The 24,482-nt window shown below is 70.9% G+C and carries 26 protein-coding genes and 1 riboswitch; of the genes, 9 read left to right on the forward strand and 17 right to left on the reverse strand.

The window, feature by feature from the left end:
* Positions 1-88: 88 nt before the first annotated feature.
* Positions 89-466, reverse strand: a complete 378-nt coding sequence (locus BXY45_RS14580) for an ArsR/SmtB family transcription factor (RefSeq protein WP_109775245.1) — start codon at positions 464-466, stop codon at positions 89-91.
* Between the two features lie 122 nt (positions 467-588).
* Here BXY45_RS14580 and arsM point away from each other — a divergent pair, with 122 nt between their 5' ends.
* The 5 genes from arsM to BXY45_RS14605 all read left to right on the forward strand — a co-directional run bounded on the left by arsM (position 589) and on the right by BXY45_RS14605 (position 4,180).
* A complete protein-coding gene (gene arsM, locus BXY45_RS14585) occupies positions 589-1,398 on the forward strand; it encodes an arsenite methyltransferase (RefSeq protein WP_109775246.1) in 810 nt (269 codons plus the stop codon).
* A 34-nt stretch (positions 1,399-1,432) separates the two neighbouring features.
* The gene (gene arsB / locus BXY45_RS14590) at positions 1,433-2,581 is read left to right on the forward strand and encodes an ACR3 family arsenite efflux transporter (protein ID WP_109775247.1); all 1,149 of its coding nucleotides are present in this window, start codon (positions 1,433-1,435) and stop codon (positions 2,579-2,581) included.
* Positions 2,578-3,276: an arsenate reductase ArsC gene (locus tag BXY45_RS14595; protein WP_109775248.1), complete on the forward strand. Its 699-nt coding sequence runs from the start codon at positions 2,578-2,580 to the stop codon at positions 3,274-3,276. The genes arsB and BXY45_RS14595 overlap by 4 nt, the downstream gene beginning before the upstream one ends.
* Positions 3,277-3,407: 131 nt before the next feature.
* Positions 3,408-3,761: an arsenate reductase/protein-tyrosine-phosphatase family protein gene (locus tag BXY45_RS14600; protein ID WP_109775319.1), complete on the forward strand. Its 354-nt coding sequence runs from the start codon at positions 3,408-3,410 to the stop codon at positions 3,759-3,761.
* Entirely contained in the window at positions 3,758-4,180 is a 423-nt protein-coding gene (locus BXY45_RS14605) for an arsenate-mycothiol transferase ArsC (RefSeq protein WP_109775249.1), read from the forward strand. The genes BXY45_RS14600 and BXY45_RS14605 overlap by 4 nt, the downstream gene beginning before the upstream one ends.
* Positions 4,181-4,270: 90 nt before the next feature.
* On the opposite strand, the gene BXY45_RS14610 is transcribed toward BXY45_RS14605, so the two are convergent.
* The 3 genes from BXY45_RS14610 to BXY45_RS14620 form a co-directional block, all read right to left on the reverse strand.
* Complete coding sequence (locus tag BXY45_RS14610) at positions 4,271-5,467, reverse strand: acyltransferase family protein (protein WP_109775250.1); 1,197 nt, start codon at positions 5,465-5,467, stop codon at positions 4,271-4,273.
* 181 nt (positions 5,468-5,648) lie between these two features.
* A complete protein-coding gene (locus tag BXY45_RS14615; RefSeq protein ID WP_109775251.1) occupies positions 5,649-6,506 on the reverse strand; it encodes a GNAT family N-acetyltransferase in 858 nt (285 codons plus the stop codon).
* A 336-nt stretch (positions 6,507-6,842) separates the two neighbouring features.
* Entirely contained in the window at positions 6,843-7,334 is a 492-nt protein-coding gene (locus BXY45_RS14620) for a hypothetical protein (protein ID WP_109775252.1), read from the reverse strand.
* Between the two features lie 228 nt (positions 7,335-7,562).
* Here BXY45_RS14620 and BXY45_RS14625 point away from each other — a divergent pair, with 228 nt between their 5' ends.
* From BXY45_RS14625 to BXY45_RS14635, 4 genes are all read left to right on the forward strand, one after another.
* Positions 7,563-7,772, forward strand: coding sequence for a heavy-metal-associated domain-containing protein (locus BXY45_RS14625; protein WP_109775320.1), 210 nt, complete (start codon positions 7,563-7,565; stop codon positions 7,770-7,772).
* Positions 7,769-7,939: a hypothetical protein gene (locus BXY45_RS23355; RefSeq protein ID WP_170131535.1), complete on the forward strand. Its 171-nt coding sequence runs from the start codon at positions 7,769-7,771 to the stop codon at positions 7,937-7,939. Before BXY45_RS14625 ends, BXY45_RS23355 begins: the two co-directional genes overlap by 4 nt.
* Before the next feature lie 116 nt (positions 7,940-8,055).
* Positions 8,056-10,422, forward strand: coding sequence for a heavy metal translocating P-type ATPase (locus BXY45_RS14630; RefSeq protein WP_172601954.1), 2,367 nt, complete (start codon positions 8,056-8,058; stop codon positions 10,420-10,422).
* Positions 10,423-10,638: 216 nt separating this feature from the next.
* The gene (locus BXY45_RS14635) at positions 10,639-10,971 is read left to right on the forward strand and encodes a metal-sensitive transcriptional regulator (RefSeq protein ID WP_109775253.1); all 333 of its coding nucleotides are present in this window, start codon (positions 10,639-10,641) and stop codon (positions 10,969-10,971) included.
* A gap of 143 nt (positions 10,972-11,114) precedes the next feature.
* Here BXY45_RS14635 and BXY45_RS14640 read toward each other — a convergent pair whose 3' ends face one another.
* From BXY45_RS14640 to BXY45_RS14700, 13 genes are all read right to left on the reverse strand, one after another.
* Positions 11,115-12,530 carry a proton-conducting transporter transmembrane domain-containing protein gene (locus BXY45_RS14640; protein WP_109775322.1) on the reverse strand — a complete coding sequence of 472 codons (1,416 nt, stop codon included), beginning with the start codon at positions 12,528-12,530 and terminating at the stop codon, positions 11,115-11,117.
* Positions 12,531-12,551: 21 nt separating this feature from the next.
* Entirely contained in the window at positions 12,552-14,159 is a 1,608-nt protein-coding gene (locus BXY45_RS14645; protein ID WP_109775254.1) for a complex I subunit 4 family protein, read from the reverse strand.
* Between the two features lie 17 nt (positions 14,160-14,176).
* Positions 14,177-16,192, reverse strand: coding sequence for a proton-conducting transporter transmembrane domain-containing protein (locus BXY45_RS14650; protein ID WP_109775323.1), 2,016 nt, complete (start codon positions 16,190-16,192; stop codon positions 14,177-14,179).
* 37 nt (positions 16,193-16,229) lie between these two features.
* On the reverse strand, positions 16,230-16,532 hold the full coding sequence (locus tag BXY45_RS14655) for an NADH-quinone oxidoreductase subunit NuoK (protein WP_109775255.1): 303 nt from the start codon (positions 16,530-16,532) through the stop codon (positions 16,230-16,232).
* Entirely contained in the window at positions 16,529-17,098 is a 570-nt protein-coding gene (locus BXY45_RS14660) for an NADH-quinone oxidoreductase subunit J (RefSeq protein WP_109775256.1), read from the reverse strand. Before BXY45_RS14660 ends, BXY45_RS14655 begins: the two co-directional genes overlap by 4 nt.
* Before the next feature lie 3 nt (positions 17,099-17,101).
* A complete protein-coding gene (locus tag BXY45_RS14665; protein WP_109775324.1) occupies positions 17,102-17,980 on the reverse strand; it encodes an NADH-quinone oxidoreductase subunit H in 879 nt (292 codons plus the stop codon).
* A gap of 54 nt (positions 17,981-18,034) precedes the next feature.
* Positions 18,035-19,141 (reverse strand): hypothetical protein, encoded by a 1,107-nt coding sequence (locus BXY45_RS14670; RefSeq protein ID WP_146211221.1) that lies wholly within the window; start codon positions 19,139-19,141, stop codon positions 18,035-18,037.
* Between the two features lie 383 nt (positions 19,142-19,524).
* Positions 19,525-19,875 carry an NADH-quinone oxidoreductase subunit A gene (locus tag BXY45_RS14675; protein WP_109775325.1) on the reverse strand — a complete coding sequence of 117 codons (351 nt, stop codon included), beginning with the start codon at positions 19,873-19,875 and terminating at the stop codon, positions 19,525-19,527.
* A 383-nt stretch (positions 19,876-20,258) separates the two neighbouring features.
* A complete protein-coding gene (locus BXY45_RS14680) occupies positions 20,259-20,978 on the reverse strand; it encodes a DUF305 domain-containing protein (protein WP_109775258.1) in 720 nt (239 codons plus the stop codon).
* A gap of 52 nt (positions 20,979-21,030) precedes the next feature.
* Positions 21,031-21,531 carry a hypothetical protein gene (locus BXY45_RS14685; RefSeq protein WP_109775259.1) on the reverse strand — a complete coding sequence of 167 codons (501 nt, stop codon included), beginning with the start codon at positions 21,529-21,531 and terminating at the stop codon, positions 21,031-21,033.
* A 149-nt stretch (positions 21,532-21,680) separates the two neighbouring features.
* Complete coding sequence (locus BXY45_RS14690) at positions 21,681-22,625, reverse strand: F510_1955 family glycosylhydrolase (protein ID WP_109775260.1); 945 nt, start codon at positions 22,623-22,625, stop codon at positions 21,681-21,683.
* A 614-nt stretch (positions 22,626-23,239) separates the two neighbouring features.
* On the reverse strand, positions 23,240-23,755 hold the full coding sequence (locus BXY45_RS14695; RefSeq protein ID WP_170131536.1) for a C40 family peptidase: 516 nt from the start codon (positions 23,753-23,755) through the stop codon (positions 23,240-23,242).
* A gap of 15 nt (positions 23,756-23,770) precedes the next feature.
* A riboswitch (cyclic di-AMP (ydaO/yuaA leader) is annotated at positions 23,771-23,933 on the reverse strand.
* A 138-nt stretch (positions 23,934-24,071) separates the two neighbouring features.
* Positions 24,072-24,452 carry a hypothetical protein gene (locus BXY45_RS14700; RefSeq protein ID WP_109775262.1) on the reverse strand — a complete coding sequence of 127 codons (381 nt, stop codon included), beginning with the start codon at positions 24,450-24,452 and terminating at the stop codon, positions 24,072-24,074.
* Positions 24,453-24,482: the final 30 nt, after the last annotated feature.

Genomic DNA, 24,482 nt, shown 5'->3' on the forward strand with positions numbered 1-24,482 from the left:
GAACGGACACGTCACTGCGGCCGACGTCGGTGCTGCCCATCGCTAGGTTCCCCTTTCTGCCCGGGCCCGCTCCGGTCCCTTGGGCTGATCAGCAGGTGGTCAGGACCCCGGCCAAGGAGTCCAGCGCGCCGGGAACCAGGGCGTAGTAGGCCCACACCCCGCGCTTGTCGCGGGTCAGCAGTCCCGCTTCCACCAGCACCTTCAGGTGGTGACTCACCGTCGGCTGGCTCAGGCCCAGCGGCTCGGTCAGGTCACACACGCAGGCCTCCCCACCCTCGTGGGCAGCGACCAGGCTGAGCAGTCGCAGCCGCGCGGGGTCGGCCAGGGCCTTGAGGGTGCGGGCAAGGGCAACGGCGTCCTCAGCTCCGAGGGGCTTACGCGCCAACGGAGCACAGCAGGCAACGCCTGGGCCCGCGCTCTCGCTCGACGAGCGCGCTGACGGGGCTATCTGCACAGCGGTGGCCATCGCCGAAGTCTGACACCGGACATTCACTTCTGTCGATATTGACGCCCGTCCATGTCCGTGGCAGGGTCGGCATCGATGAACGTCGATGCCACCCTCGCGGGGGCCTGCCTAGGAGGACGGACATGACCAACACGACGCACCGCAGCGACGACGCCGACCTGCGCGAGCAGGTCCGCGCCCGCTACGCCGACGCCGCCCGCGCTGCCTCCCCGGCCTCCGGCGCCACCACGGGGGACACCGGGGCTAGCTGCTGCGCTCCGAGTCCCGCTGCCGCCATCGAGGTCGATGACCGCTTCGGCGCAGCCCTCTACGACGCCGACACCACCACTGACCTGCCCGCCGCTGCGGTGCTGGCCTCCCTCGGCTGCGGCAACCCCACCGCGGTGGCCGACCTGCACCCCGGCGAGCGCGTGCTGGACCTGGGCTCCGGCGGCGGCATCGACGTCCTGCTCTCCGCGCGCCGCGTCGGGCCCACCGGCTTCGCCTACGGCGTGGACATGACAGGGGAGATGCTCGACCTGGCCCGCACCAACGCCACCGCCGCAGGCGTCAGCAACGTCGAGTTTCGCGAGGGCACCATCGAGGCACTGCCCTTCGACGACGCCAGCATCGACGTGGTCATCTCCAACTGCGTGGTCAACCTGTCCACCGACAAGCCCGCCGTCCTGGCCGAGACCTTCCGGGTCCTCGCCCCCGGCGGTCGGGTGGGGATCTCCGACGTCGTCGCCGAGGACGACGTCACTCCCGCCCAGCGCGCCGAGCGCGGCTCCTACGTCGGCTGCATCGCCGGCGCCCTCTCACGCACGGAGTACCTCGAGGGATTGGCCGCGGCCGGGTTCAGCGACGCCAGCGTGGAGTTCACCCACGAGGTCGCCCCGGGCCTGCACGGCGCGATCGTCAAGGCCACCAAGCCCACCGCCCAGACCAGCTGACCCCTCAGCCAACGAACTACGAGGACCCCACCCGATGAGCGATGTTGTCTCCGAGCGTCCCGCCGCTGGGCCCCAGGCCCCGGTGCTCGCTCGCCTGTCCACCCTGGACCGCTTCCTGCCGGTCTGGATCATCGCCGCGATGATCCTCGGTCTGGCCCTCGGCCGCCTTGTCCCGGGGCTCGATGACGCACTGTCGGCGGTCGAGGTCGGCTCAGTCAGCCTGCCGATCGCCCTGGGTCTGCTGGTGATGATGTACCCGGTCCTGGCCAAGGTCCGCTACACCCAGCTCGGCCGCGTCACCGGGGACCGCAGGCTCCTCATCGCCTCCCTGGTCCTCAACTGGGTCCTCGGGCCGGCGCTGATGTTCGCCCTGGCCTGGCTGCTGCTGCCCGACCAGCCGGAGTTCCGCACCGGCCTGGTCATCGTCGGCCTGGCCCGCTGCATCGCCATGGTCCTGATCTGGAACGACCTGGCCTGCGGGGACCGGGAGGCCGCCGCCGTGCTGGTGGCGATCAACTCCGTCTTCCAGATCCTCGCCTTCGCCGCCCTGGGCTGGTTCTACCTGCAGGTGCTCCCCGCCTGGCTGGGCCTGCCGACCACGAGCGCGGACTTCTCCGTGGTCGCCATCGTGGTCAGCGTGCTGGTCTTCCTCGGCATCCCGCTCGTCGCCGGCTACCTGACCCGCACTCTGGGTGAGCGGGCCAGGGGCCGGGACTGGTACGAGCAGCGCTTCCTGCCCCGCCTGGGTCCGTGGGCCCTGTACGGGCTGCTCTTCACGATCGTGCTGCTCTTCGCCCTGCAGGGCGACGCCATCGTCTCCGCCCCCGGTGACGTGGCGCGGATCGCGCTGCCGCTGCTGGCCTACTTCGTCCTCATGTTCGGCGGCAGCTTCCTGCTCGGCCGCCTGATCGGGATGGACTACGCCCGCACCACCACGCTGTCCTTCACCGCCGCCGGCAACAACTTCGAGCTGGCCATCGCCGTGGCCATCGGCACCTTCGGGGTCACCTCCGGCCAGGCCCTCGCCGGCGTCGTCGGCCCCCTCATCGAGGTGCCGGTGCTGGTGGCGCTGGTCTACGTGGCGCTGTGGGCCGGGCGCCGCTTCTTCCCGAACGACCCCACCGTCCCTGCCCCTCACATCGCTGCCTCGACTGCCTCGACGACTTCTGGGAGCACCCGATGAGCACCGACCAGGCCACCGCAGCCCCTGCAACCACCGGACTCGTCGACCCCCGCGCGGTGCTGAACCGCCACGTCGATGACCTCACCACCCGCTTCGCCGGCGTGGTCAGCCGCGAGACCATCGAGCGCGTCGTGTTCGAGTCCTACACCGCCCTCGGGCGCACCGCGAAGGTCAAGACTCACGTGCCGGTGCTGGCCTGCCGCTTCGCCACCGAGCGCCTGACCGCCCTCGCCCAGGCCAAGGGCGCCTGGGCCAAGGACGTGCCCGAGGTCCTGTTCGTCTGCGTCCAGAACGCCGGCCGCTCCCAGATCGCCGCGGCCTACCTGGCCCACCTGGCCAAGGGCCGCGTCCATGTCCGCTCGGCGGGGTCCCTGCCCGCCGACCAGGTCGACCCCGTCGTGCTGCAGGCTCTCGCCGAGGTCGGCCTCGGACCCGCCGCCGGCGTTGCCAGTACCGACCCCGAGGAGCTGGCCTTCCCCAAGCCGCTGACCGACGACGTGGTTCAGGCCGCCGACGTGGTCATCACCATGGGCTGCGGGGACGCCTGCCCGATATACCCCGGCAAGCGATACCTGGACTGGGACGTCGCTGACCCCGCCGGCCAGGACCTGGCCGTGGTGCGCGCCGTCCGCGACGCCATCGCCCGGCGCGTGAGCGCGCTGGTCGAGGAGATCGCACCGACCGCTGGCCGCTGAGCCACTGAGGCCGCCCGACCTTGCTGACCCACCACGACCCAGGAGTTCTCGTGTCCGACCCCACCACCGCGCCCACCACTGATCGCCCGAGCGTGATCTTCGTGTGCGTGCACAACGCCGGTCGCTCTCAGATGGCTGCTGGCTACATGAGCGCCCTGTCCGGCGGCGCCGTCGAGGTTCGCTCGGCCGGTTCCATGCCTGCCGACCAGATCAACCCCGTCGCCGTCGCGGCGATGGCCGAGGTCGGCATCGACATCACCGCTGAGGTGCCCAAGGTTCTGACCACCGAAGCGGTCCAGGCTTCTGACGCGGTCATCACCATGGGCTGCGGGGACGCCTGCCCCATCTTCCCGGGCAAGCGGTATGAGGACTGGGCGCTGGCTGACCCCGCCGGGCAGGGCATCGAGGCGGTGCGCCCGATCCGCGATGAGATTCGCGGCCGCGTCGAGGCGCTGCTGGCCGAGCTGCTGCCGGCGCGCGCATGAGCGCCACCAACAAGCCGCACGTGCTCTTCGTATGCGTGCGCAACGGCGGCAAGTCTCAGATGGCAGCCGGCTTGATGCGCCACGCCGCGGAGCAGCGGGGCCTGGAACTGCAGGTCTCCTCGGCCGGCACCCAGGCCGGCGACAAGCTCAACACCCAGTCGGTGGCGAGCCTGGCCGAGGTCGGCGTCGACATCTCTGCTGAGCGCACCCACCAGCTCACCGATGACGACGTGCGCGCGGCTGACCTCGTCGTCGTGCTCGGGAAGGAAGCCCACGTCGAGCCCGTGGACGGCACCCCGGTGCAGGTGTGGGAGACCGATGAGCCCTCCACCCGCGGTATCGAGGGCATGGAGCGCATGGCTCTGATCCGCGACGACATCGCCGCCCGCGTGCAGGAGCTCGTCGACCGCCTCGGCTGAGTCACCTCGACGGACGACGGCTCAGGTCAGTGTCCGGAGAGCGATCCCCGACCGGTCAGTGTCTCGCGGACCATCCTGCCCGAACGTCCATCAGCTCAACACGACAGCGCTGATGCCTGCGAGCACGCCTAGAACCGTGAACCCAGCACCGAGAAGCAGCCCCCGGCTCGCGTTGGCCGCCCATCTCGGCGCGAATCGAAACGGACGTTCGATGAGCACAGCGGTCAGCCAGGCCAGCGCTCCTCCGATGAGGACCTCCGCGCCCAGCAGGACCAACCACGACTGCACCCCCATCTCCTCAGCGACGTAGATCACCGGAAGGTGCCAGAGGTACCAGACGTAAGACAGGCGCCCCGCGGCCTGCACCGGCGCCCACGAGAACAGGCGCTGCACCACTCCTGGGGCACCCACGCCGCTGGCGATCAGGATGACGGTGCCCAGCGTGGGGACCAGGGCAGCTGAACCGGGATAGTCCACAGCGCCGGTCCAGTGAGCGCTGGTCAAGACCATCGCCAGCCCCACAACACCCGAGCCAGCCGCCGCAGCAGGCCACCACGCCTTGCGCGCCAACGCCAGCAGAGCCGGGACCGCCAGTGCCAGCAGTGCACCGGCGGCCAGCTGCCAGGCGCGCGTAGGGGTCGAGAGGTAGGCCACCGTGCCGGACAGGGGCGTCAGGAAGACCGAGGCGCCCAAGGAGAGCAGGGCCAGTCCGCCGGCGACAGCAGCCAGCCACCTGCGCAGCACCCCCTGGCGCCTGCGCGCCAGCCACGCCGTCAGGACCACCAGTGGTGGCCAAGCGAGGTAGAACTGCTCCTCAACGGCCAGGGACCAGTAGTGCAGCAGGGGACTACCGACGCCGACCGGGTTGAGGCCGGACAGGTCGGCGACGACGTAGCGCCAGTTCGCGACCTGCAGGCTTGCAGCGACCGCGTCGATGCCGACGCGCGCCAAGGTCGTCGGGGCGACCACGGCGACGATGAGCAGAACGGCGATGCTGACGCTGACTGCGCTGGGCAGGATGCGCCGTGCTCGGCGCGCGTAGAAGCGAGGTAGGTCGATGCGGCCTGTGGTCTCCACCTCGCGCACCAGCAGCCCAGTGATGAGGAAGCCGGAGATGACGAAGAAGACATCGACGCCCAGGCGTCCTCCTGCGGTGCCGGGCACTCCGGCCTGGTACAGCAGCACCAGCCCGAGGGCCAGTGCGCGCAGGCCCTCGACGTCAGGGCGAAAGCCCGGGCGGCGCGCAGGTGGCCGGGCACTGGGGACGGGGACAGCGGTCTGAGTCACGACGTTTCTCCAAGGTCACTGAGCGAGGGCCGCCGCCAGGACCGCTGAGGAAGGAGCGCTCAACGCAGGTCGTGGCGACGCGAGGTGCCGCGCGCTCGAGGGCAGCGCGCAGGTCAGCGAGTACGAGCGAGGCAGGACGTGGCGCCGGTGAGCGGTGACGTCGCTACAGCGCCGCGCAGCGTCAGTCGCTGGACGTCGCGACGGGGCCGGCGGCGTGCCGCGCGCACTCGGCCGGGGGCACCTCAGCGCCCAGCGCGAGGTGGAAGGGGGAGACGAAGCTGCCATCTCGGTTGGGTCGCATGGTCGACCTCGACCAGCCGCACTCGTCGTAGAAGGCCTCAGCGTCTGATGCCCATGCGGTCACCAGCTCGGCCCTGTCGGCCCCGGCCTGGGCAGCCCGGAGGGTGAAGGCGTCCAGGAGCGCTCGTCCCACGCCGCTGCGGCGGACCTTGACGTCGACCACGAGCGCGACGACCACGGCCACACGGGCTCGATGGGCCTGCGCCGGGTCCGTGGACGAGGTGGACGTGGGTGGCGGGCAGCCACACGCAGCGTCGGTGGCCGTGGGGCTGGCCTGGCTTGCGAGCCCGCCGGTAGTGGGGAGATGGGCCATGCGCTGGATGTAGCGACCGGCGCGGGTGCGCAGGAAGCGCACCAACACCGCCGGGCGGCCCAGCAGGGCGCCCAGACCGAGGACGGTCAGCGACAGCCGGTGGTGGCACAGGACGTGGGCCTGGTGAGCCTGGGCGTCAGTGGCCGCGAGGAGGAAGGCCACCGGCTGCGGCGGCAGGACGTCGGTGCGCTCAGCCACCAGCGCGATGGCGTGGGGGGAGTCCAGGTAGGTCTGCTGCCAGCGCCTCAAGAAGCGGGGACCGAGCCGGGTGAAGAAGGCCTGGGGCAGAGCCGTGCGGTGCCAGAACGCGGTGCGCGGCAGGTCTGCAGGCGTCATCTCGCGGATGTTCATGAAGTGCGTGGTGTCGGTCGCAGACCAGGTCGCGGCGCGCAGACGCTCGTGCACTCCGGCACCGGTGGGTCGCATCGGGCTCTCTTCACCCGGCTCGGTCCTAGCTTCTTGAGGCCGGGCGGTGAGGCGGGGGCGGCCGGGGTCGTTGTGCTGGTGGGAGGGCATGGGTCACCTCTGGTGCGTGGGGTCGTCGAATGAGCCGGGCAGCCCGCGGCGCGACGCAGGGCGCCCGTGCGCTCCAGCAGGCGCTGCATGGGCAGTCGCCTGGGAACGGGGCGCCGGGCGTGGGCCGGAGCGGGAGCAGCGGCAGTCGCCCGATGTCACAGCCGCACTCAGCGCCCCATGGGGATCGCGATGGCGGTGTGGCGGCAGGCACGAAGAGGCCTGCTGGGCATAGCGCTGCCCGAAGGCTCAGTCGGGGTAGGTCAAGGTGACGGCAGCGACCAGCAGCACCGAGAGGTGCCGGGCGGGAGTCAGGGCGAAGACTGGGGCGCCAGCCGAGTGCAGAGCACCGGCGCCGACGGGATCCAAGTCGACGTGGTGGTGGTGGTCACCGTTGTGCCCCGAGGGGGCGTCGTGTCCCAGGGCCGGGGTCGCTGAAGCGTCCTGGGCCGACGTTGACGTCGAGCTCGGTGCCGTGGAGGCCGAGGCATGGGGGGCTTGAGCGAGGGTGGCCAAGTTCGCGTGGGTGTGAGCGGCCACACTCGAGGCGATCAGCTGCGGTGCGGCGTGCGCGCTGCGCCCGGCGCGATCCAGAGGACTGGCCATGGTCAGCACCAGCAGAGCCAGCACGAGCAGAAGGATGCCTGCGCCCGGCAGCCCGGACACCTCGACGTGGCCGCGTCGTCGCGGCCGGCCGAGGAGCGCCTGCACCCGAGCAGGCGCCGTGGCTGTGGCGGGCACACCGGCAGGCTAACTGCCCTCAACGCGCGGGCGGGTTCAGCCGACCTCTCATCACCCGTCTGAACGCCAGGGGTCAGGTGGAGATGGGCAGGACGGGAGCGGGTGTTGTTAGAGGCGGACAGCGCCCGGTGCAGACGGGTTTGTGGAATACCCCCGGGGGGGTAATACCTTGATGAGGTGGTACCCCCCAGGGGTACACGGTGGATGACCGGTCGAGAGGAGCTGACGATGGACAAGCGCTACCAGGTGAGTGGTATGACCTGCGGCCACTGCGAGACCTCCGTGCGCGAGGAGGTCAGCGTCCTGGCCGGGGTGCGTGAGGTCGAGGTGGACGCCAGCACTGGAGTCCTGGTCGTCAAGGCCACCCAGGACGTGCCCACCTCCCAGGTGCTGGCCGCGGTCGAGGAGGCCGGCTACACCGCTGTCCCCGTGCCGTGAACAGCGCAGGACGGCTCGGCGTCTTCGCCGCCGGCCTCGCGCTGGCCTTCGGCGCCTCCTACGCCACCGCCTCGGCGCTGGCGCCGCCTGAGGCAGCCCAGCGCTGGCAGCAGTCCTCCGCGGACACCTCACACGGCGAAGACAGCGATCACGCGATGAACCCTTAGGCCCACAAGCTGGGTCGATCAGCTGACCGGCTGGACCGGTTGGGCCCGCTGACCGTGGCCGCACCGTTCACTCGGCTGTCGGCCCACCGCTCGAAGACCGCACGGAAGGCACCTCGATGAGCACGACGAACCCCTCCGCACCCGCGGACTCGTCCACCCTCGCCCTGCAGATCCAGGGGATGACGTGTGCCTCCTGTGCCATGCGCATCGAGCGCAAGCTGAACAAGCTCGACGGCGTCAACGCCACGGTGAACTACGCCACCGAGAAGGCCCAGGTCAGCATTCCCAAGGGCTTCGACCCCGCAGTGCTGCTGACCGAGGTCAGCAAGGCCGGCTACACCGCGGTCCTGCCTCCCGCCCCTGCCCCCAGGCGCCCACCGGTGCCCGGTGGTGGCTCGGAGACCGACGCCTCAGCCCCGGCAGCCGGGTCATCGGCCGCGGACGGCGGTGAGCAGACCAGCGCCGAGCGCGAGCTGACCTCGCTGCGCCAGCGGCTCATCGGTGCGGTGGTGCTGACAGTGCCCGTGGTCGCCATGGCCATGATCCCCGCGCTGCAGTTCACCTACTGGCAGTGGGCCTCCCTGGCCCTGGCCGCCCCCGTCATCGTGTGGGGAGCCTGGCCCTTCCACCGGGCTGCGTGGGTCAACCTGCGCCACGGCAGCGCCACCATGGACACCCTGGTCTCCGTGGGCACCGCCGCAGCGCTGGCCTGGTCGCTGTACGCCCTCTTCCTGGGCACCGCGGGCATGCCCGGGATGGTCCACCCCTTCGAGCTGACCCTGGCCCCGTCGGACGGGGCGGGGAACATCTACCTCGAGGTCGGCGCGGGGGTGACCACCTTCGTCCTGGCGGGGCGCTACGTGGAGAAGCGCTCCAAGCGGCGCGCCGGAGCCGCCCTGCGGGCCCTGCTGGATCTGGGTGCCAAGCAGGTCGCCGTCCTGCGCGACGGGGTGGAGCACACCGTCGCCATCGACGATCTCGCCGTGGGCGAGGACTTCCTCGTCCGCCCCGGCGAGAAGATCGCCACCGACGGTGTCGTGGTCAGCGGCACCTCCGCCGTGGACGCCTCCATGCTCACCGGGGAGTCGGTGCCCGTGGAGGTCAGCGCCGACGACGAGGTCGTGGGAGCCACGCTGAACGTCGGCGGGCGCCTGGTGGTGCGCGCCACCCGGGTGGGCGAGCAGACCCAGCTGGCCCAAATGGCCCGCCTGGTCGAGGCCGCCCAGAACGGCAAGGCCCAGGTCCAGCGCCTGGCTGACCAGATCTCTGCGGTCTTCGTCCCGGTCGTCCTGGTCATCGCCGTCATCACTCTGGGTGCCTGGCTGGGGGCCGGTTTCCCGGCCTCGGCGGCCTTCACCGCCGCAGTGGCCGTCCTGGTCATCGCCTGCCCCTGCGCCCTGGGCCTGGCTACCCCGACCGCGCTGCTCGTCGGCACCGGTCGCGGCGCCCAGATGGGCATCTTGATCAAGGGCCCGGAGGTACTGGAGTCCACGCGCCGCATCGACACCGTCGTCATGGACAAGACCGGCACCGTCACCACCGGCCAGATGAGCCTGGTCCGGACCATCCCCGCCCCCGGCGTCGACGAGGCCGAGCTGCTGCGCCTGGCGGCCGCACTCGAGGACGCCTCCGAACACCCCATCGCCCGAGCTGTCGTCGTAGGCGCCCGCACCAACGGTCGGGCTGACGATCGGACCAGCGGCCAGGTGCTGCCCGTGCCCACCAGTTTCACCACCGACGAGGGCCGCGGGGTGCACGGCACCGTGGAAGGCCGCTCCGTCGTCGTGGGTCGGGCCTCGCTGCTGGCCCAGCACGGCGCGCCCCTGAGCGAGGACCTGGCCGCCACCAAGGCCGAGGCCGAGTCCCGCGGGTCCACCGTGGTCGCCGTCGGCTGGGACGGCGCGGCCCGCGGCCTGCTCGTCATCGCCGACACCGTCAAGGCCACCAGCGCCCAGGCCGTGGCCGCGCTGAAGGAGCTGGGCCTGACCCCGGTCCTGCTCACCGGTGACAACGAGGCCGTCGCCCGCGACGTCGCCGCCCAGGTGGGCATCACCGAAGTCATCGCCGAGGTGCTGCCCCAGGACAAGGTCGCCACCGTGCGCGCCTTGCAGGAGGCGGGCAAGAAGGTCGCCATGGTTGGGGACGGCATCAACGACGCCCCCGCCCTGGCCCAGGCCGACCTCGGCCTGGCGATGGGCACCGGCACCGACGTCGCCATGCAGGCCTCAGACCTGACCCTGGTGGGAGGGGACCTGCTTGGCGTGGTCGATGCGATCCGCCTGTCTCGGCGGACCCTGGCCACGATCAGGTCCAACCTGTTCTGGGCCTTCGCCTACAACACCGCTGCGATCCCGGTCGCTGCGCTGGGGCTGCTCAACCCGATGCTGGCCGGAGCGGCCATGGCCCTCTCCAGCGTCTTCGTGGTGGGCAACAGCCTGCGCCTGCGCCGCTTCACCGCGACCGAGCCCATGGGCTCCCGTTAGCACCACCGTGCAGGTGGCCCCGAGCCCTGCCCGCGGCACGCGTCCAGGTGCTCACGGCCGGCCAACGTCGGACAGGAGCGGACCGGGATCTTGGGCGAGTGACCAGTCCCGGCCTGCGCGCATGAGCGAGCGCGTGAGCCACCATGGTGCCGCTGAACCACTCCACCCACCCCGTCACCCCTATCCGCACGTCGGTGCAGGCCCAAGGAGTCGTCCATGACCGACCACCCCGCCCCCGAGGCGACCGAGGACACCCCGAGCGCCCACCACCACGGCTACATCAGCGACAAGGACCGCTACCTCACGCGCCTGAAGCGCATCGAGGGGCAGGTCCGTGGTCTGCAGCGCATGGTGGAGAACGAGGCGTACTGCATCGACATCCTCACCCAGATCAGCGCCATGACCGCGGCCACCGAGAACGTCGCCCTCGGCCTCCTGGATGACCACCTCAAGCACTGCGTGGTCGACGCGGCTCGTGCGGGCGGCCCTGAGGCGGAGGAGAAGATCGCCGAAGCCTCCGCGGCCATCGCCCGGCTGGTGAAGTCCTGATCCTCTTTGCCCGCCCGGCCGTCGCCGGCGGTGAGGCTCAACTGACCGGCAGCGGGCCGGCAGCTGGGCAGGAGCCTGACCAGTAGGTCACCACACGATCTGGGTCAGCTCACTTGCGGCGGGGAGCTCCAGCCGCCGGCAGATCACCTCAGAACCTGCCCGCTGAGGGCCGTCCAGAGCGGCCCAGCCCCCACTCCGAGCACGAGGACCACGGCAGCGGCGCTGACTGCTGCGGCCGCAGCACTCGAAGGTCCCCGGCTCACCTGTCCGGCGTCCTCATCGGCTGGTGCCTTCGCGAAAGCAGCCGCCAACCAGCGCAGGTAAGGGAACAACGAAGCGGCAGTCGCGACCGCGCCCAGCACCACCAGCCAGGCCAGTCCCCCGTCCCAGGCCGCGGTGAAGGTGGTGAGCTTCCCGACGAAGACTGCGGTGGGCGGTGTTCCCACCAGACCCAGCAGCGACACCAGCAGAGCTGTACCCACCCAGGGCCGTCGCCGGGCGGCCCCGCGCCAAGCCTCGCGGGTGCGTCGGTGTGGCTCAGCAGCGACCACGGCGAAGGCAGCGAGGTTGGCGGCGGCGTACCCGGCCAGGTACAGCAGTAGCGAGGGTTGCGCCAGATCGCTGCGGCCCGCAGCCGCCACCGGGAACAGCAGGAAGCCGGCCTGGGAGACCGTGGACCACCCCAGAAGTCGGCGCACGTCGTCCTGCCCGAAGGCCGCCAGCACGCCCAGCAGCGCCGTCGCCGCCGCGATGCCGGCAACGACGGTGCCGGTCTGGACGGCCCCGCTCTGGACGGTGGCATCGACCAGCCGGTAGGCCGCGATGAGGCCGCCGATCTTGGGCACGGTGGTGGCGAAGGCGGCCAGCGCGGTCCGTGCTCCCTGTGCGGTGTCGGGCACCCAGAAGTGGCCAGGAACCGCCCCGGCTTTGAACAGCAGCCCTCCCAGCGTCGCCACGACCCCGACAGCAACCAGCGGTCGTGGCACCTGGCCTGAACGCAGCCCACTGACCAGCTCCGCATAGGTGCTGCCGCCGGCCAGCGCCACCAGCACCACGACGCCGAGGAGCATGACGATGCCCAGCAGCGCGCCGAGCAGGTACGTCTTCAAGGCGGCCTCAGCGGCTGCTGGTGTCCGCGCCAGTCCCACCAGCGCGTACAGCGGGATGCTCGCCAGCAGGTAGGCCACCGCCAGCACGAGCAGGTCGCTGGCGCCGGCGAGGACCACCGCGCCGAGCGCTGCAGCCAGCAGCAGCGAGCAGATCTCGCTCTCGCGCGGGTCACCCGCCAGCTCATCGCGTCCCAGCAGAAGCACCAGCAGCGTGGCAGCGCAGATCAGCATCCGCGCCGTCGTGGTCGGCGCGTCCAGGGCGTAGCTGGCCTGGAAGGCTAGTGAACCCATGGCGGGCGAGGCCGGCCCCACCAGCGCGGTGACCGCGGCCGCAACCAGAGCCAGGACGGCGACCACCCGCGACCAGCGCTGCCGCTCACGCGCCAGGAAACTGCCCATGAGCAGGCACGTCACGGTGCCGACCAGGAGGCAGACCTCTGGGGTCAGCATGGCCACGTCGTGCTCCACGGCTCAGCTCCCCGCCGGTGCCGCCACCGAGGCCGCGACCGCGTCCGTCGCGGAGGGGGTGACCACCGAGGTGATCCACGCCGACGTCGGAGCGATGACGTCCAGCAGCGGCTGGGGTGCCACACCGATAGCGGTGGCCAGCACCAGCAGCACCACCACGGGCACCGCCTCGGCTGCCCGCAGGTCGGCGAACCCGCCCCGCGGGGCTCGCGCTGGCCCGGTCAGCAGGTGCTGCAGTGCCCGCAGGAACAGTGCGGCGGTGATCAGGATGCCCAGCAGTGCGACCGCGGTCACCGGCGCTGTCGCGATGCTGCCGGCGAAGACCTGCAGCTCGGCGACGAAGCCGCTGAAGGCCGGCAGCCCGAGGGAGGCGAAGGAGGCCACCGCTAACAGCGCCGCCCACCGCGGCGCCAGCCGTCCCAGGCCGCTGACGGTGCTGCCGGGCCCCATCGCGTAGGTGCCGGTGCGGTCGCGCAGCACCCCGGCCAGCAGGAACAACGCAGCGGTGATCAAGCCGTGGCTGACCATCTGCGTCACGGCCCCCATCACCGCCAGCTGCTGGCTGCTGGCCGCGGCGGCCCCCAGGGCGCTGCCAGCCCCACCTGCGGGCGCGCCGGAAGCCGCAGATGCCGCAGAACCCCCCGCCAGGCCCGCCGCTCCGAGCGCGAGCACCACGTACCCCATGTGGTTCACCGAGGTGTAGGCCACCATCCGCTTGAAGTCGCTCTGAGCCAACGCCACCAGCGCCCCATAAAGCGCGGAGACGATCCCGAGGGTCACGACGACCCATGCCGCAGCGCGCCAGGCATCGGGCAGCAGCGGCATCACGACCCGCACCAGGCCGTAGGTGCCCAGCTTGAGCATCACCCCCGCCAGGACCACCGAACCGATGGTCGGTGCGTCGGTGTGCGCGGGTGGCAGCCAGGTGTGCACGGGCGCCACGGGCGTCTTGATGCCCAACCCGACCAGCGCCGCGACCAGCACCAGCACCCCGGTGGTCGGTGATCCCTGTAGCGGCGGGTTCGCCGCCAGCTCGACGATGTCGAAGGTGTGCGGTGCCGATGCCAGGTAGAGCCCGATGAAGGCGACCAGCAGGGCCAGGGAGCCCAGGAAGGTGTAGAGGAAGAAGCGCAGCGCTGAGCGCGCCCGGTCCCCATGGCCCCACCCCGCGATGGAGAAGTACATCCCCACGATCGACAGGTCGAAGAAGACGAAGAACAGCACCAGGTCCTGCGCGGCGAAGACGCCCAGGCAGGCGGTCTGCAGGAACAGGAACAGCGCTGCCTGAGCCCGCGGGCGGTGCGCCTCGCGCAGCGCGTACACCGCACAGGCCAGGAAGACCACACACGTCAGCGCCGCCAGCGGCAAGGAGATGCCATCCAGGCCCACGTGGTAGCTGGTCCCGACAGCCGGGATCCATCGGACCCGCTGCTCGAAGGTCAGGCCACCGGGGGCGGGGGTGCGGTAGGCGAGGGCCATCGCGACGACCAGGACCAGCTCGGCTCCGGCAACAGCCACCCAGGCCCAGCGCGCTGCCGCGTCGGGCACGCGCGGCAGTACAGCTAGGGCACCAGCCGCGACCAGCGGCATGAAGACGAGCAGGCTCAACACGAGGACACCACTTCCGGTCAGGCGCTCGGCGCCAGGGCGAGCAAGACAGCAGCCAGCAGCAGCACCACCGCAGCCGCCGCGTAGTAGCGGTGCAGTTGCCCGCTCTGGGAGCGCCGCGCCAGACGGCCAGCGGCGCGGGCGGCGGCGGCGACGCTGCGCACGGCACCGTCGACGCGCCGGTCATCGAAACGAGCAGCGCCGCGCGCCGTCGAGGTAGCGGCGGCCGCAACAGCGCTCACGCCGCGGTCCAGCCCACGGTCATCCCAGCGCGCCAGCACGGTGGCCAGGCCCACCACGGGGCGCACCACCAGGGCGTGTGCGGCGGCTTCCAGCCCCAGCCAGCCCTGTAGCCAGTCCTGCAGCCGGGTCCGCAGCCCGCTCTGTCGCCACTCGGCTGTCGGACCCGCCGCAGCCGAGGAGTAAGAGGAGGAGGACGACGATGAGGGCACCGATGAGGTGGTGGGTGACGAGCGGCGCAGTTGTGCCGCGATGACCACGGCAACTACTACGAGGGCAACCACCCCCGACAGCACCAATTCACCGACGCTCGGTGTGGCCGGTGGAGCGCCAGCACGGTCGAGAGCCCCTCGCAGTCGCTGCGCCACTGGCGGCAGGGCGAGTGCTCCCAGCACCGCAGCTGCCGCCGCGAGCACCACCAGCGGCACCCGCTGCAGCCCACCGACACCACCGGCGTGGGGTGTCCAGTGTGCTGTGGCGGAGCCGTGGTCCCCGGGGCCCGTGCGGTCCTCTTCCTCGCGGGTCCTAGGGCTCGTGGTGATCTGCGGTTCGGGACCCAAAAGCACCGCCAACGCCTTGGCGGCGTAAGCAGCCGCCAGGGCAGCGCCCAGCAGACCAGCGAGGTACAGCGCCGGGGAGACCTCTCGCGCCGCGGCCAGCACGCCGTCCTTGGCGGCCCACAGCGACAGCGGCGGCAAACCCGCTAGCGATGCCAGGCCCACCGCGGCGCACACTCCGATCACTGGCCATCGCCGCCCGGCTCCGCGCAGGGCGGACAGCTGCCTCGTGCCCAGCAGGGACAACCAGGCGCCCGCCGCGAGGAACAGCAGGGCCTTGGTCGCCGCGTGGGCGACCAGCTGCACCGCCCCACCGGAGACCGACCCGATGCCCGCGGCCAGCACCACGTAGCCCAGCTGCGAAGCCGTCGAGGCGGCCAGCAGCTGCTTCAAGTCGCGCTGGGCCAGGGCGACCGCACCGAGCACCACCGCCGTCACCACCCCGACCCAGGCGGCGGTGGCCGACGCCCAGCTCGTGGCAGCCAGCAGGTCGGTGGTGCGCAGCAGCAGGAAGGTCCCCAGCGCCACCATCGTCGCGGAGTGCAGCAGCGCGCTGACCGGGCTGGGGCCGTCCATGGCGCGTGACAGCCAGAATGAGACGGGCAGCTGAGCTGATTTCCCGATCGCGGCGGCCAGGACGCCAGCGGCGGCCACCGAGCGCCAGGGCTCGTGCGCTACGGGCAGGTCTGCCAGGGCCAGCCCTGGAGCCCCTGCCACGGCGGCCGCTACAGCGAGGTAGAGGCCCAGGTCACCGGTCCGCGTCACCAGGAAGGCCGTGGTCCCTGAACCCACCGTCCGCGCCTGGCGCCACGGATAGCCGATCAGGGCGAAGGAGCAGGCCCCCATCAGCTCCCAGGCCAGCAGCAGCCCGGGGAGGGCTGTCGCCGTGGCCGTCGTGGCCGCTGCTGCACTGAAGATGAGCAGCAGGCCGAAGAAGCGGGCTCGGTGCTCGTGGATGTCGCCGGCGGCGAAGATGACGACCAGCAGCACGGCGGAGGCTGAGGTGACCAGCATCAGCGCGCCCAGGGGGTCCACTGCCAGATCGAGTCCGCCGGCCACCACCAGCGGGGCACCAGCGGAGGGGTGCAGCACCGCTGCCGTGACCGCCAGCACCAGGCCGGCTGCGGCGGTCACGACCGCTGCTGGCGCAGCTGCCTTGTCCAGCCGGTGCCCGACCAGCGCCAAGACGGCACCGGTGGCAGCTGGCAACAGCACGACCGCCCACAGCAGTGAGCTCATCTGCGCGCTCACTCGGTGGCCGCCGCTCTCGCCCGGCTCACTGGGACAGCTCCGTGGCGGAGTCGGTCATGTCCGAGCCGCGGGTCCGGTGCTGCAGCACCGCCACCGCGAAGCCCATGGCCATGTCGACGGTCATCGCGGCGACCACCACCAAGAGCAGCAGGTGGCCGCTGGGGGACGGCGACAGGAACCACCACAGCCCTCCAGCAGCCAGGATGACGCCGTTGAGCATGAGTTCCAGCCCCATCATCACCATCACCACGACCTGCTGGGACAGCGCTCCGTACAGGCCGATGCTGAACAGGGCAGCTGCGATCAGCAGCACCGCTTCCAAGGTCACCGCCCCACACCTCCGTGGTGGGGGTCCGACGGCGCTGAGCGCAGGTCGTCCCCAAAGCGGTCGTAGCGGGTGCGCGGCGCGGCCAGTACGACCGCAGCGACGACGGTGGCGAACAGGACGGGGCTGATACCCATCATCACCAGCATCTTCGAGCCCATGATCGTCTCGCCCAGTGAGGCGGTGAGGTCAGCGGCGGGGGCCGCGCGTCGCTGCGGCCACGGCACCGTTACGATCCCCGCGGCGAGCACGAGGAAGACCCCCGCCGAGATGCCCAGAGCCGTGCGCCGGCTGTGGACCATGCTCATGGGCATGAGAGCGGGGTTCATCCCCATGAACATGATCATGTAGATGGCCATCACGGCCATCTCCATGACCATCATGAGCACGGTCACCAGCCCCACGTAGTCCAGTTGCAGCAGGAGCAGCGCAGCGCCCACCGCGATGAAGGAGACGGCCAGGGCGTAGGTGGCACGTGCCATCGAGTCGAAGCGGAACACCAGCGCCCCGCTGACGACGGCAAGCACCCCCAGCACCCAGAACACCAGTCCGGTGATTAGGTCGCTCATCGTTCAGCTCCTCCCCAGGACGACCAGGCTGACGACGAGCAGCTGCGCCAGTGCCACCGGCAAGCCGACCAGCCATCCCACCTCAGCCAGGCGATCCGGGCGTAGCAGTGGCAACCGTCGGGCCAACACCACCAGCGCCGCCATCACCAGCAGCGTCTTGAGCAGCGACCACGCCCAGGCGGGCAGCAACGGGCCGGCGCCACCCCCGAGGAAGAGCGCAACGGCCACCGCCGACCCCGCCGCCAGCAGTGCCCACCGACCGGCCAGGACCAGCAGCCGGTCCACCCCGGACAGCTCCGCGAGAACGCCACCCGCGAGATCCGGCCCGCTGCCCGTAGAGAAGGGGCCCCACAGTGAGAAGGCGAGCACGCAGGCGCAGAACAGGGCGAAGGACGCCGGCATCCACACCACGAACCACAGCTGCGACTGCGCCGCCACGATGTCACCCACCCGCAGACTGCCAGCGGCTACAGCGGGCGCTACCAGGGCGAACATCAGCGGCAGCTCGTAGGACAGCGCCTGAGCGAGGTAGCGATGGGCACCCACCAGCGCGTGCGCGCTGTTCGCCCCCCAGCCCAGCAGCCAGGCCGCCGCCCACACCAGCACGTCGACGGCGTTCACCCAGACGACCCCGACGCCGAGGTCCGCCAGGGTCCAGTTACCCAGCGGCACGACACCCACCATCAACACCGCAGCCACCAGCAGCGTCCCGCCACCGCCGCGCCACAACGGCCGGTCTGCGCCCAGCAGCACGCGGCGGCGCTGGCGCATCAACCGCGCTGCTTCGTAGGCGGGAGCGAGCAGGCCGGCCACCGGCCGCTGACCTGTGGCACCCGCGGAGAGCGCGCCGCTGAACGCTGCGCCGGCCGCGGCCACGCCCATCAGCAGCAATACAGCAGCAGGAGCCCACACCCAGGACACGCCCACGACGTCCACTCAGGCCACCGCCTCGGCCGCCACGGCGCCACCAGCCGCGTCGGCGCCGCCGGCGTCAGGGCCATGCTCAGGCTCGGGAAACACGCCACGGGACTCGAGGTCGAGGCTGGCCACGGTGAGTCGCACCTCGGCGAGCTCTCGCCCGATCAGCAGGCTCGGAAGGGCCTCGACTGCACGATGGCGGTGCCCGTACGACGTCGGGGCTGCCGCGACAGGGTCCGCGGCGAGGCGCAGGGAAGCGATCAGTCGGTCGTGAACGTCGCCCTGGTCGCCAGCCGGCAACCCAGCCTTCTCGATCTGATCATCTTTCAGGTCGCCCAGGCCCCGGAGGGACCAGCGCAGCGTGCGGGAGCGCTGAACACGAGCCAGCAGACCGGCGAGCTCTCCATCAAGATCGATCTGTCGACCAGTGTCGGCGCTGCCTACCTCGGTGCCCATCTGCAATGCATCGCGCAGGCGCACGGCAGCGGCGGCGTACCGCGAGCCGGCCAAGGCGAGGATCCGCGCGGCCCGCTCACACGCCGCCACGCGGGCATCGACGCGCTCCGGCGCGGCGGCCTCGTCCAGGTGGTGGGCGTGGGCGTCCACCACCACATCACCTTGAAGCGTCACCGTGACGACCAGGCCGCTCGGCCACAGACCGAGCACCGGACCGAGCTGGACGTGCAGGACGTCCATCTCCAAGCCATCGCGGTCCTCCCCACCGCTGGCCAACGCGATGCCACCGGGGCCGGACATGTCCATGCCGCCGTGGTCGGACATGTCCATGCCGCCGTGGTCCATGTCGCCGTGGTCGGACATGTCCATGCCGTCGTGGTCCATGTCGCCGTGGTCGGACATGTCCATGTCGCCGTGGTCGGACATGTCCATGTCGCCGTGGTCGGACATGTCCATGTCGCCGTGGTCGGACATGTCCATGTCGCCGTGGTCGGACATGTCCATGTCGCCGTGGTCGGACATGTCCATGTCGCCGTGGTCGGACATGTCCATGCCGCCGTGGTCCATGTCGCCGTGGTCGGACATGTCCATGTCGCCGTGGTCGGACATGTCCATGTCGCCGTGGTCCATGCCGCCGTGGTCCATGTCGCCGTGGTCAGACATGTCCATGTCGGCGTGGCCAGAATCGGTTGGCTGTTCCTGGGGTCGATTGGTTGCGTCGCGGCGCTGGAAGTCGTCGTCAGACAGCCGCTCCAAAACGTGACCCAGGGCGGACTCGACGCCCATGGGGCTGTCAACGTCCACGCGAGCCCTCGGGCCAGGCAGCTGCTGCCAGACCACTTCCGCGGCTGCGGCCAGTTCTCCAGACAGCGGGCCGCAAGTGATCAGTGCGTCAGCCTCGGCGGGAGAGTGGGCCATCACCCAGCCGCGCTCAGCGGCAACGCGCTCCAGCGCGAACCGGGTGACGTCACGCCCAGGCTCTGCCACCACCAAGTAGTGAGGGCGCTTGAGGGCTGTGCCCTTGAGCCATGCCTTGAGTCCTCGAGCCCTCGTCAGACCCACCTGAAGGCTCCCTCACGCCAGGCCCAGACGACCGCAATCAGGAGGACGCCCAAGAAGATGAACATCTCCACCACAGCCGACAGGCCCACGGTGGCGACCACCTCGACCCACGGGTACATGAAGAGCATCTCCACGTCGAAGGCCAGGAAGACCAGCGTCATCGGGTACCAGCGGGCGTGGAAGCGTGAGAGCGCGTGCTCCTGCGGCATCGACCCCGAGAGGAAGGGCAGCGAGAGCAGAGCCTTGCTGTCCACAGCTGTGGACCTACTGACCAGCTGCGCCGCGGCGACGCCCACGATCACCGTCAATAGGAGCGCCGCGAGTCCTGCGTACCCGGCCAACGGGACCTCCACTTCCTCGGCTCACACCTGTGCCGCCACCTGCTCGGAACCTGTCCCAACCCGTCCTGCAGCGAAAGCACGCGACAGGGCACAGCGGGCGCCGCTCTGGTGCGAGCACCTTCCTTCACCGTTGCGGCATGCCGCACCGAGAGGTGGCAAAGCACCCGCGAGTCGTCGGTACCCACTGGGGGTATAGCGCGTGAAGTGTCCTTGCGCCTCATGAGAGGGGCATCGCGCCGTCCGGCCGCGACCAGCCGAGTCCCACCGGCAGCGTCGTCTACTGGAACACCGGATCTTGATCCGTTTCGGGGCCGACAGGATGGTGCGGCGCCGCAGCAGGCGCCGCACCATCCCGTTCTAGGGGTGCTTCTGCGTGGTTGCGGTCAGCCCTGCAGGGTTTGCAGCATCTGGTCCATCTCGGCGATCTCCGCGGTCTGGGAGGTCACGATCGTCCCGGCCAGCTCGATGGCCTGGGGGTTGGACCCGTCGGCCTGCTCGGTCTTGGCCATGTCGACAGCGCCCTGGTGGTGCACGGTCATCTGCTCCAGGAAGAGCTTGTCGAACTCAGCACCGGAGGCCCCCTCCAGCGCGGCCATGTCCTCCTCGCTCATGCCCATCGAGCCCATGTCGTGACCACCCATCGAGCCCTCCTCCATCGTCTCGGGGGCGTCCCAGGCCTGCAGCCACCCCGTCATCTGGGCTATCTCTGGAGTCTGGGCGGCCTGGATGCGCGAGGCGAGGTCACGGACCGCGGGGTCCTGCGCGCGGTCGCCGGCGAGCATCGCCATCTGCACCGCGCCCTGATGGTGGACGATCATTTGCTGGGCGAACATGATGTCGGCGTCGTTGTGCTCCGCCGAGACCGCCGATGATGCTGAGGCCACGGCCGCCGGGTCAGGGGTGACCGCCGCCGAGCTCATCGGAGCGCTCGAGCTGGACGAGGTGCCCGAGTCCGAGGAGCCCATGGAGGACATGTCGTGGCCGCCGCCGGAGCAGGCGGTCAGGACCACCGCCAGGGCGACGGCGCCGCCGGCAGCGCCCAGGGCGCGCAGGGCGGAGGTGCGGGCGAGGTGGTGACGCAGGTCGGAACTGGTGCGAGGCATGACTCTCCTTGAAAAGGGTGTGCGGATCACAGGGGCGGGGGTGAGCCCGCTCCTAGACCCGGATCACGCACAGGGAGAGACGCAGAAGCTGGCCGCGAGGAGGACCGCGACGCAGCAGCCACCCGCCCGCTGACGCACCACTGGGCAGCATGACCAGAGCCATCACGACGACGGCGACCAGCGCGGCTGCACCGAGCGCCGTCGCGGCGTTCGCCGGCGGCGCCGACAGGTCACACGCGACGGCGTGAGCCGAGGTGGGGGCGCTGTGACCGGCGCCGTCGGGGTGGCACAACTGTTCGCTGGCTCGCTCGAGCGTCGTGCCGTCGGCTGATCCGACCAGCATCGACGATGCGACGGCGGCAGGAGCGCTTCTGGCCATCGAGCCGTGCTCGGCCGTTGACGACCCCGAATGCCCGCTCGCGCTGGCTGCGTGCATCGAGCCGTGAGCACCCAGGACGCTCATCAGCGGTACGTGCATGGTGAGGATCCCGGCCACCAGCGCACCGGCGAGCAGGATCAGCGCTGCGTGAAGCAGTCCCCGCCTGTGCGCCACACCTGCCTCCTCCGGATGAGATCACGACGGTACCCCACAGGGGTATTCCTCGCATACTCGTGCCCACGCGTGGTACCTGCCGGGCCGAGAAGAAGCGGTGGCCGCCGTCCGCTGCCTCGTGCCGCCTGGACCTGCCCGAGGAAGGATCCTCAGGCGTCGGAGGTGGCCTGCTCGGAGAAGGTGCGGCCTCCGTCGCGGCTCGTGGCGATGCTAGGGTGCTCCCCTTCGCGGGCGACCGCGACGTGCAGCACGGTGGCCGTCGGCGCCTCCCCCACCGAGGGCGCCTCCGTTGCGGTAGGCGCTGCCGGTACGGGGTTCTGTGAGGTGATGGCCTCGGGGGAGCCGCCGACGTCGCCGATGCGGTCCCACGAGGAGCCGGCGTCGGTGGAGTGCAGGACGGCGCCGTCGCCCTCGATGCCGTACAGATCACCGCCGTTGGTCCACTCCACCACCACCGGCAGGGGCGAGGAGGCCACGACCGACCACGTGCGTCCGCCGTCAGTGCTTCGTTGCAGGCCCTCAGCTGTGGTCGCCACCACCGTGGCAGGGTTGGAGGGGTCGATCGCCAGGTCACGTGCTGCCAGGTCGCTGCGTGCCTGCCAGGACTGGCCGGCGTCCTCGGAGGCCAGCAGCTGGCCGCTGATGGAGTCCCAGCCGTAGACCGTGTCGCCACGGGCGCGCAGCACGTGGAAGTCCACCTGCCCGCCCAGGGAGGTCTGCTCCCAGGACTGGCCACTGTCCCGGCTGACGACCAGGCCCAGGGGGTTGGGCAGGTCGGGGTCCACCGCGGTGTCGGGATGGCCAGAGCCCAGGAAGGTGCCGGGACCGGTGACGGTGAAGCCCATGGTGTCCTGGCGACGCTGACCCACCGGCCCCTCGACTCCGTCCGAGGTGGAGCGGTAGAGGCCATCGTGCGCGGCCACGTACAAGACACCGTCCGCGGGATCCACCCCGAGGCCGTGCATGTGGCCCCAGGTCGCCGTCGAGGCCTGCTCGGGTTGCCCTTCGCCCTGGCTGGGGGCCGAAGCGGTGCAGGCGGTCAGGGTGAGGCTCGCGCTGACGCCGACGACCCACAGCCTGGATGTGCTTCTCATGCTCACCTTCGCGTTGTTGCTCTTCCGACGCGTGACCAGCTGCGTCAGTCGCCGTCGACCCTCCCCGAGCCTGACCGCGTTCCGCGGCGGGCGCGACGTCTGGGACGCAGCGGGCTGCGCTCCCTCGCTGCTCGCCGGGTACTGGCCGTGCGCGGGTCAGGGTTCACCGTGCCACGTCGATCACTCCGCACCGCGAAGATCCTCGGGCGACACCGGAGCGACTGCGCACGCTGCGGACCTGCACGGACACCACCACGCCCGTCGCGACCAGCCCAGCTGCCTGGCCGACCGAGGCGAGAACACATCGGCGGCCCTGAGGCACCCGGTGGCACGCTCATCCAGCTGTGACCGACGACACGCGCCGCCACAGCGACCGGCCGAAGCCCTGGCTCAAGGGCGGGCCCGGGCGCAGAGGATGGGTAGACGGCTCTGAGCGCAGCTGGTGGGCGGTGCGGTGCTCACCCCGGCTCCTCATCGGGCCGGGGTGAGCACCGCAGAGGCTCGCCCTCGCGGATCACTATGAAGAAGCGCTGCCCACCACCGGGGTGCGTCGCCTTCTTCACTGGGCCTCGTGGAAGCCCCAGCAAGGCGCGGACGACCCCGGGCGGGGAAGGTCAGACGCGGCCGTAGATGACGTTGTCGCTCCAGATGGAGCGCTCGCTGACCGACTTGCCCGTGCGCGGGGAGTCCATCAGTCGGCCATCGCCGGTGTAGATGCCCATGTGGTACGGCTTGCCGGAGGCGTTGACGAAGAACACCAGGTCACCGGGCTTGGCCTGGGCCTTGCTGATGCGCGTCACCGCCGCCAGCTGCTGGCTGGTGGTGCGCGGCAGGCTCACGCCGTGCTGGGCGAAGACGTGCTGGGTGAAGCCCGAGCAGTCGAAGCCGGACGGCGTCGTGCCACCGAAGCGGTACGGCGTGCCGATGTACTGGCTGGCGGTGGTCAGCACCGCGCCGCTGTTCAGCACCGGTGCAGCGTTGGCCGGAAGCGCGGCGGCGGCCATCAGGCCACCGCTCAGGGCGATGCCGGCGGCGGCACGGGCCAGGGCACGGCGGGGACGGGAAGAGCCGGCGGGCGAGGAGTCGCAGCGGCGGCAGGAGACGTGGCGCCCGTGATGGGCATGGGTCATCGACATGTTGGGGGGTGGGCCTCTCCGACGCCTGCGAGGTGAGCTGTCGGGTTCGGGAGGTGAGGTCCCCCGGCTCGCTAGGCGAGCTTCACCCCGAGGACGCGACGACGCTCCCAAGAGCAGCGCGCCCGGAAGTGGTTCCCCCGTCCCCTGCCACAAAGATCTGTGGACCTCGAACGCGCTGGCAGGGGCTCGGCGTGCGCGACGAGAGCACTCGGTCATGTCCGAGAGCGACCGAAAAGTACCTGAAAGTCACAGATTCACTCAAGGGCGCCGTCGCCCGCGCCCGCCGCACTGCAGCACCTCGCCAAGCTCCTCAATGCTGCGGGCCTGACAGCGTCCCCGGCTCATCGAGCTCTCGCCGACTCAACCGCGTCGGCGTGAAGGTCACGATCTGCACCAGTGACGGCGGCTCGGCAGCAGGCCCACCTGCGACGATCCACCCCACGACGTCGTCGGTGGCGTCTGGGGTCAGCACGTTCCCCAGCCAGACCGGCGTCATGCCGGCATCGCGTTGGACCTGTCCCGGCACTACGACCACGACGTTGGACATGTCACAGGCATCGAGGCACTTGCTGACGGCCACGGTGGCGCTGCCCTGCACGCCCTCGCGCACTGCAGCGAGCTGCGCAGCGTGGTCGAAGCCAGGGTGCTTGCTCCTGTTGCCGCAGTCCCCTCCCCTGCAAACCACCACCATGGCCTGCTCGGGGGCCGATCCGCTGGGTGC

Origin of the sequence: Quadrisphaera granulorum (assembly GCF_003149145.1) — a bacterium.
Classification (GTDB): Bacteria; Actinomycetota; Actinomycetes; order Actinomycetales; family Quadrisphaeraceae; genus Quadrisphaera; species Quadrisphaera granulorum.

Excerpts from the sequence above, each read along its gene's own strand:
- BXY45_RS14580 (WP_109775245.1), bottom strand. The coding sequence starts at position 466 with ATGGCCACCGCTGTGCAGATAGCCCCGTCAGCGCGCTCGTCGAGCGAG.
- arsM (WP_109775246.1), top strand. The coding sequence starts at position 589 with ATGACCAACACGACGCACCGCAGCGACGACGCCGACCTGCGCGAGCAG.
- arsB (WP_109775247.1), top strand. The coding sequence starts at position 1,433 with ATGAGCGATGTTGTCTCCGAGCGTCCCGCCGCTGGGCCCCAGGCCCCG.
- BXY45_RS14595 (WP_109775248.1), top strand. The coding sequence starts at position 2,578 with ATGAGCACCGACCAGGCCACCGCAGCCCCTGCAACCACCGGACTCGTC.
- BXY45_RS14600 (WP_109775319.1), top strand. The coding sequence starts at position 3,408 with ATGGCTGCTGGCTACATGAGCGCCCTGTCCGGCGGCGCCGTCGAGGTT.
- BXY45_RS14605 (WP_109775249.1), top strand. The coding sequence starts at position 3,758 with ATGAGCGCCACCAACAAGCCGCACGTGCTCTTCGTATGCGTGCGCAAC.
- BXY45_RS14615 (WP_109775251.1), bottom strand. The coding sequence starts at position 6,506 with ATGCGACCCACCGGTGCCGGAGTGCACGAGCGTCTGCGCGCCGCGACC.
- BXY45_RS14625 (WP_109775320.1), top strand. The coding sequence starts at position 7,563 with ATGGACAAGCGCTACCAGGTGAGTGGTATGACCTGCGGCCACTGCGAG.
- BXY45_RS14630 (WP_172601954.1), top strand. The coding sequence starts at position 8,056 with ATGAGCACGACGAACCCCTCCGCACCCGCGGACTCGTCCACCCTCGCC.
- BXY45_RS14635 (WP_109775253.1), top strand. The coding sequence starts at position 10,639 with ATGACCGACCACCCCGCCCCCGAGGCGACCGAGGACACCCCGAGCGCC.
- BXY45_RS14640 (WP_109775322.1), bottom strand. The coding sequence starts at position 12,530 with ATGCTGACCCCAGAGGTCTGCCTCCTGGTCGGCACCGTGACGTGCCTG.
- BXY45_RS14650 (WP_109775323.1), bottom strand. The coding sequence starts at position 16,192 with ATGAGCTCACTGCTGTGGGCGGTCGTGCTGTTGCCAGCTGCCACCGGT.
- BXY45_RS14660 (WP_109775256.1), bottom strand. The coding sequence starts at position 17,098 with ATGAGCGACCTAATCACCGGACTGGTGTTCTGGGTGCTGGGGGTGCTT.
- BXY45_RS14665 (WP_109775324.1), bottom strand. The coding sequence starts at position 17,980 with ATGGGCGTGGCCGCGGCCGGCGCAGCGTTCAGCGGCGCGCTCTCCGCG.
- BXY45_RS14670 (WP_146211221.1), bottom strand. The coding sequence starts at position 19,141 with ATGGACATGTCTGACCACGGCGACATGGACCACGGCGGCATGGACCAC.
- BXY45_RS14680 (WP_109775258.1), bottom strand. The coding sequence starts at position 20,978 with ATGCCTCGCACCAGTTCCGACCTGCGTCACCACCTCGCCCGCACCTCC.
- BXY45_RS14690 (WP_109775260.1), bottom strand. The coding sequence starts at position 22,625 with ATGAGAAGCACATCCAGGCTGTGGGTCGTCGGCGTCAGCGCGAGCCTC.
- BXY45_RS14695 (WP_170131536.1), bottom strand. The coding sequence starts at position 23,755 with ATGACCCATGCCCATCACGGGCGCCACGTCTCCTGCCGCCGCTGCGAC.
- BXY45_RS14700 (WP_109775262.1), bottom strand. The coding sequence starts at position 24,452 with ATGGTGGTGGTTTGCAGGGGAGGGGACTGCGGCAACAGGAGCAAGCAC.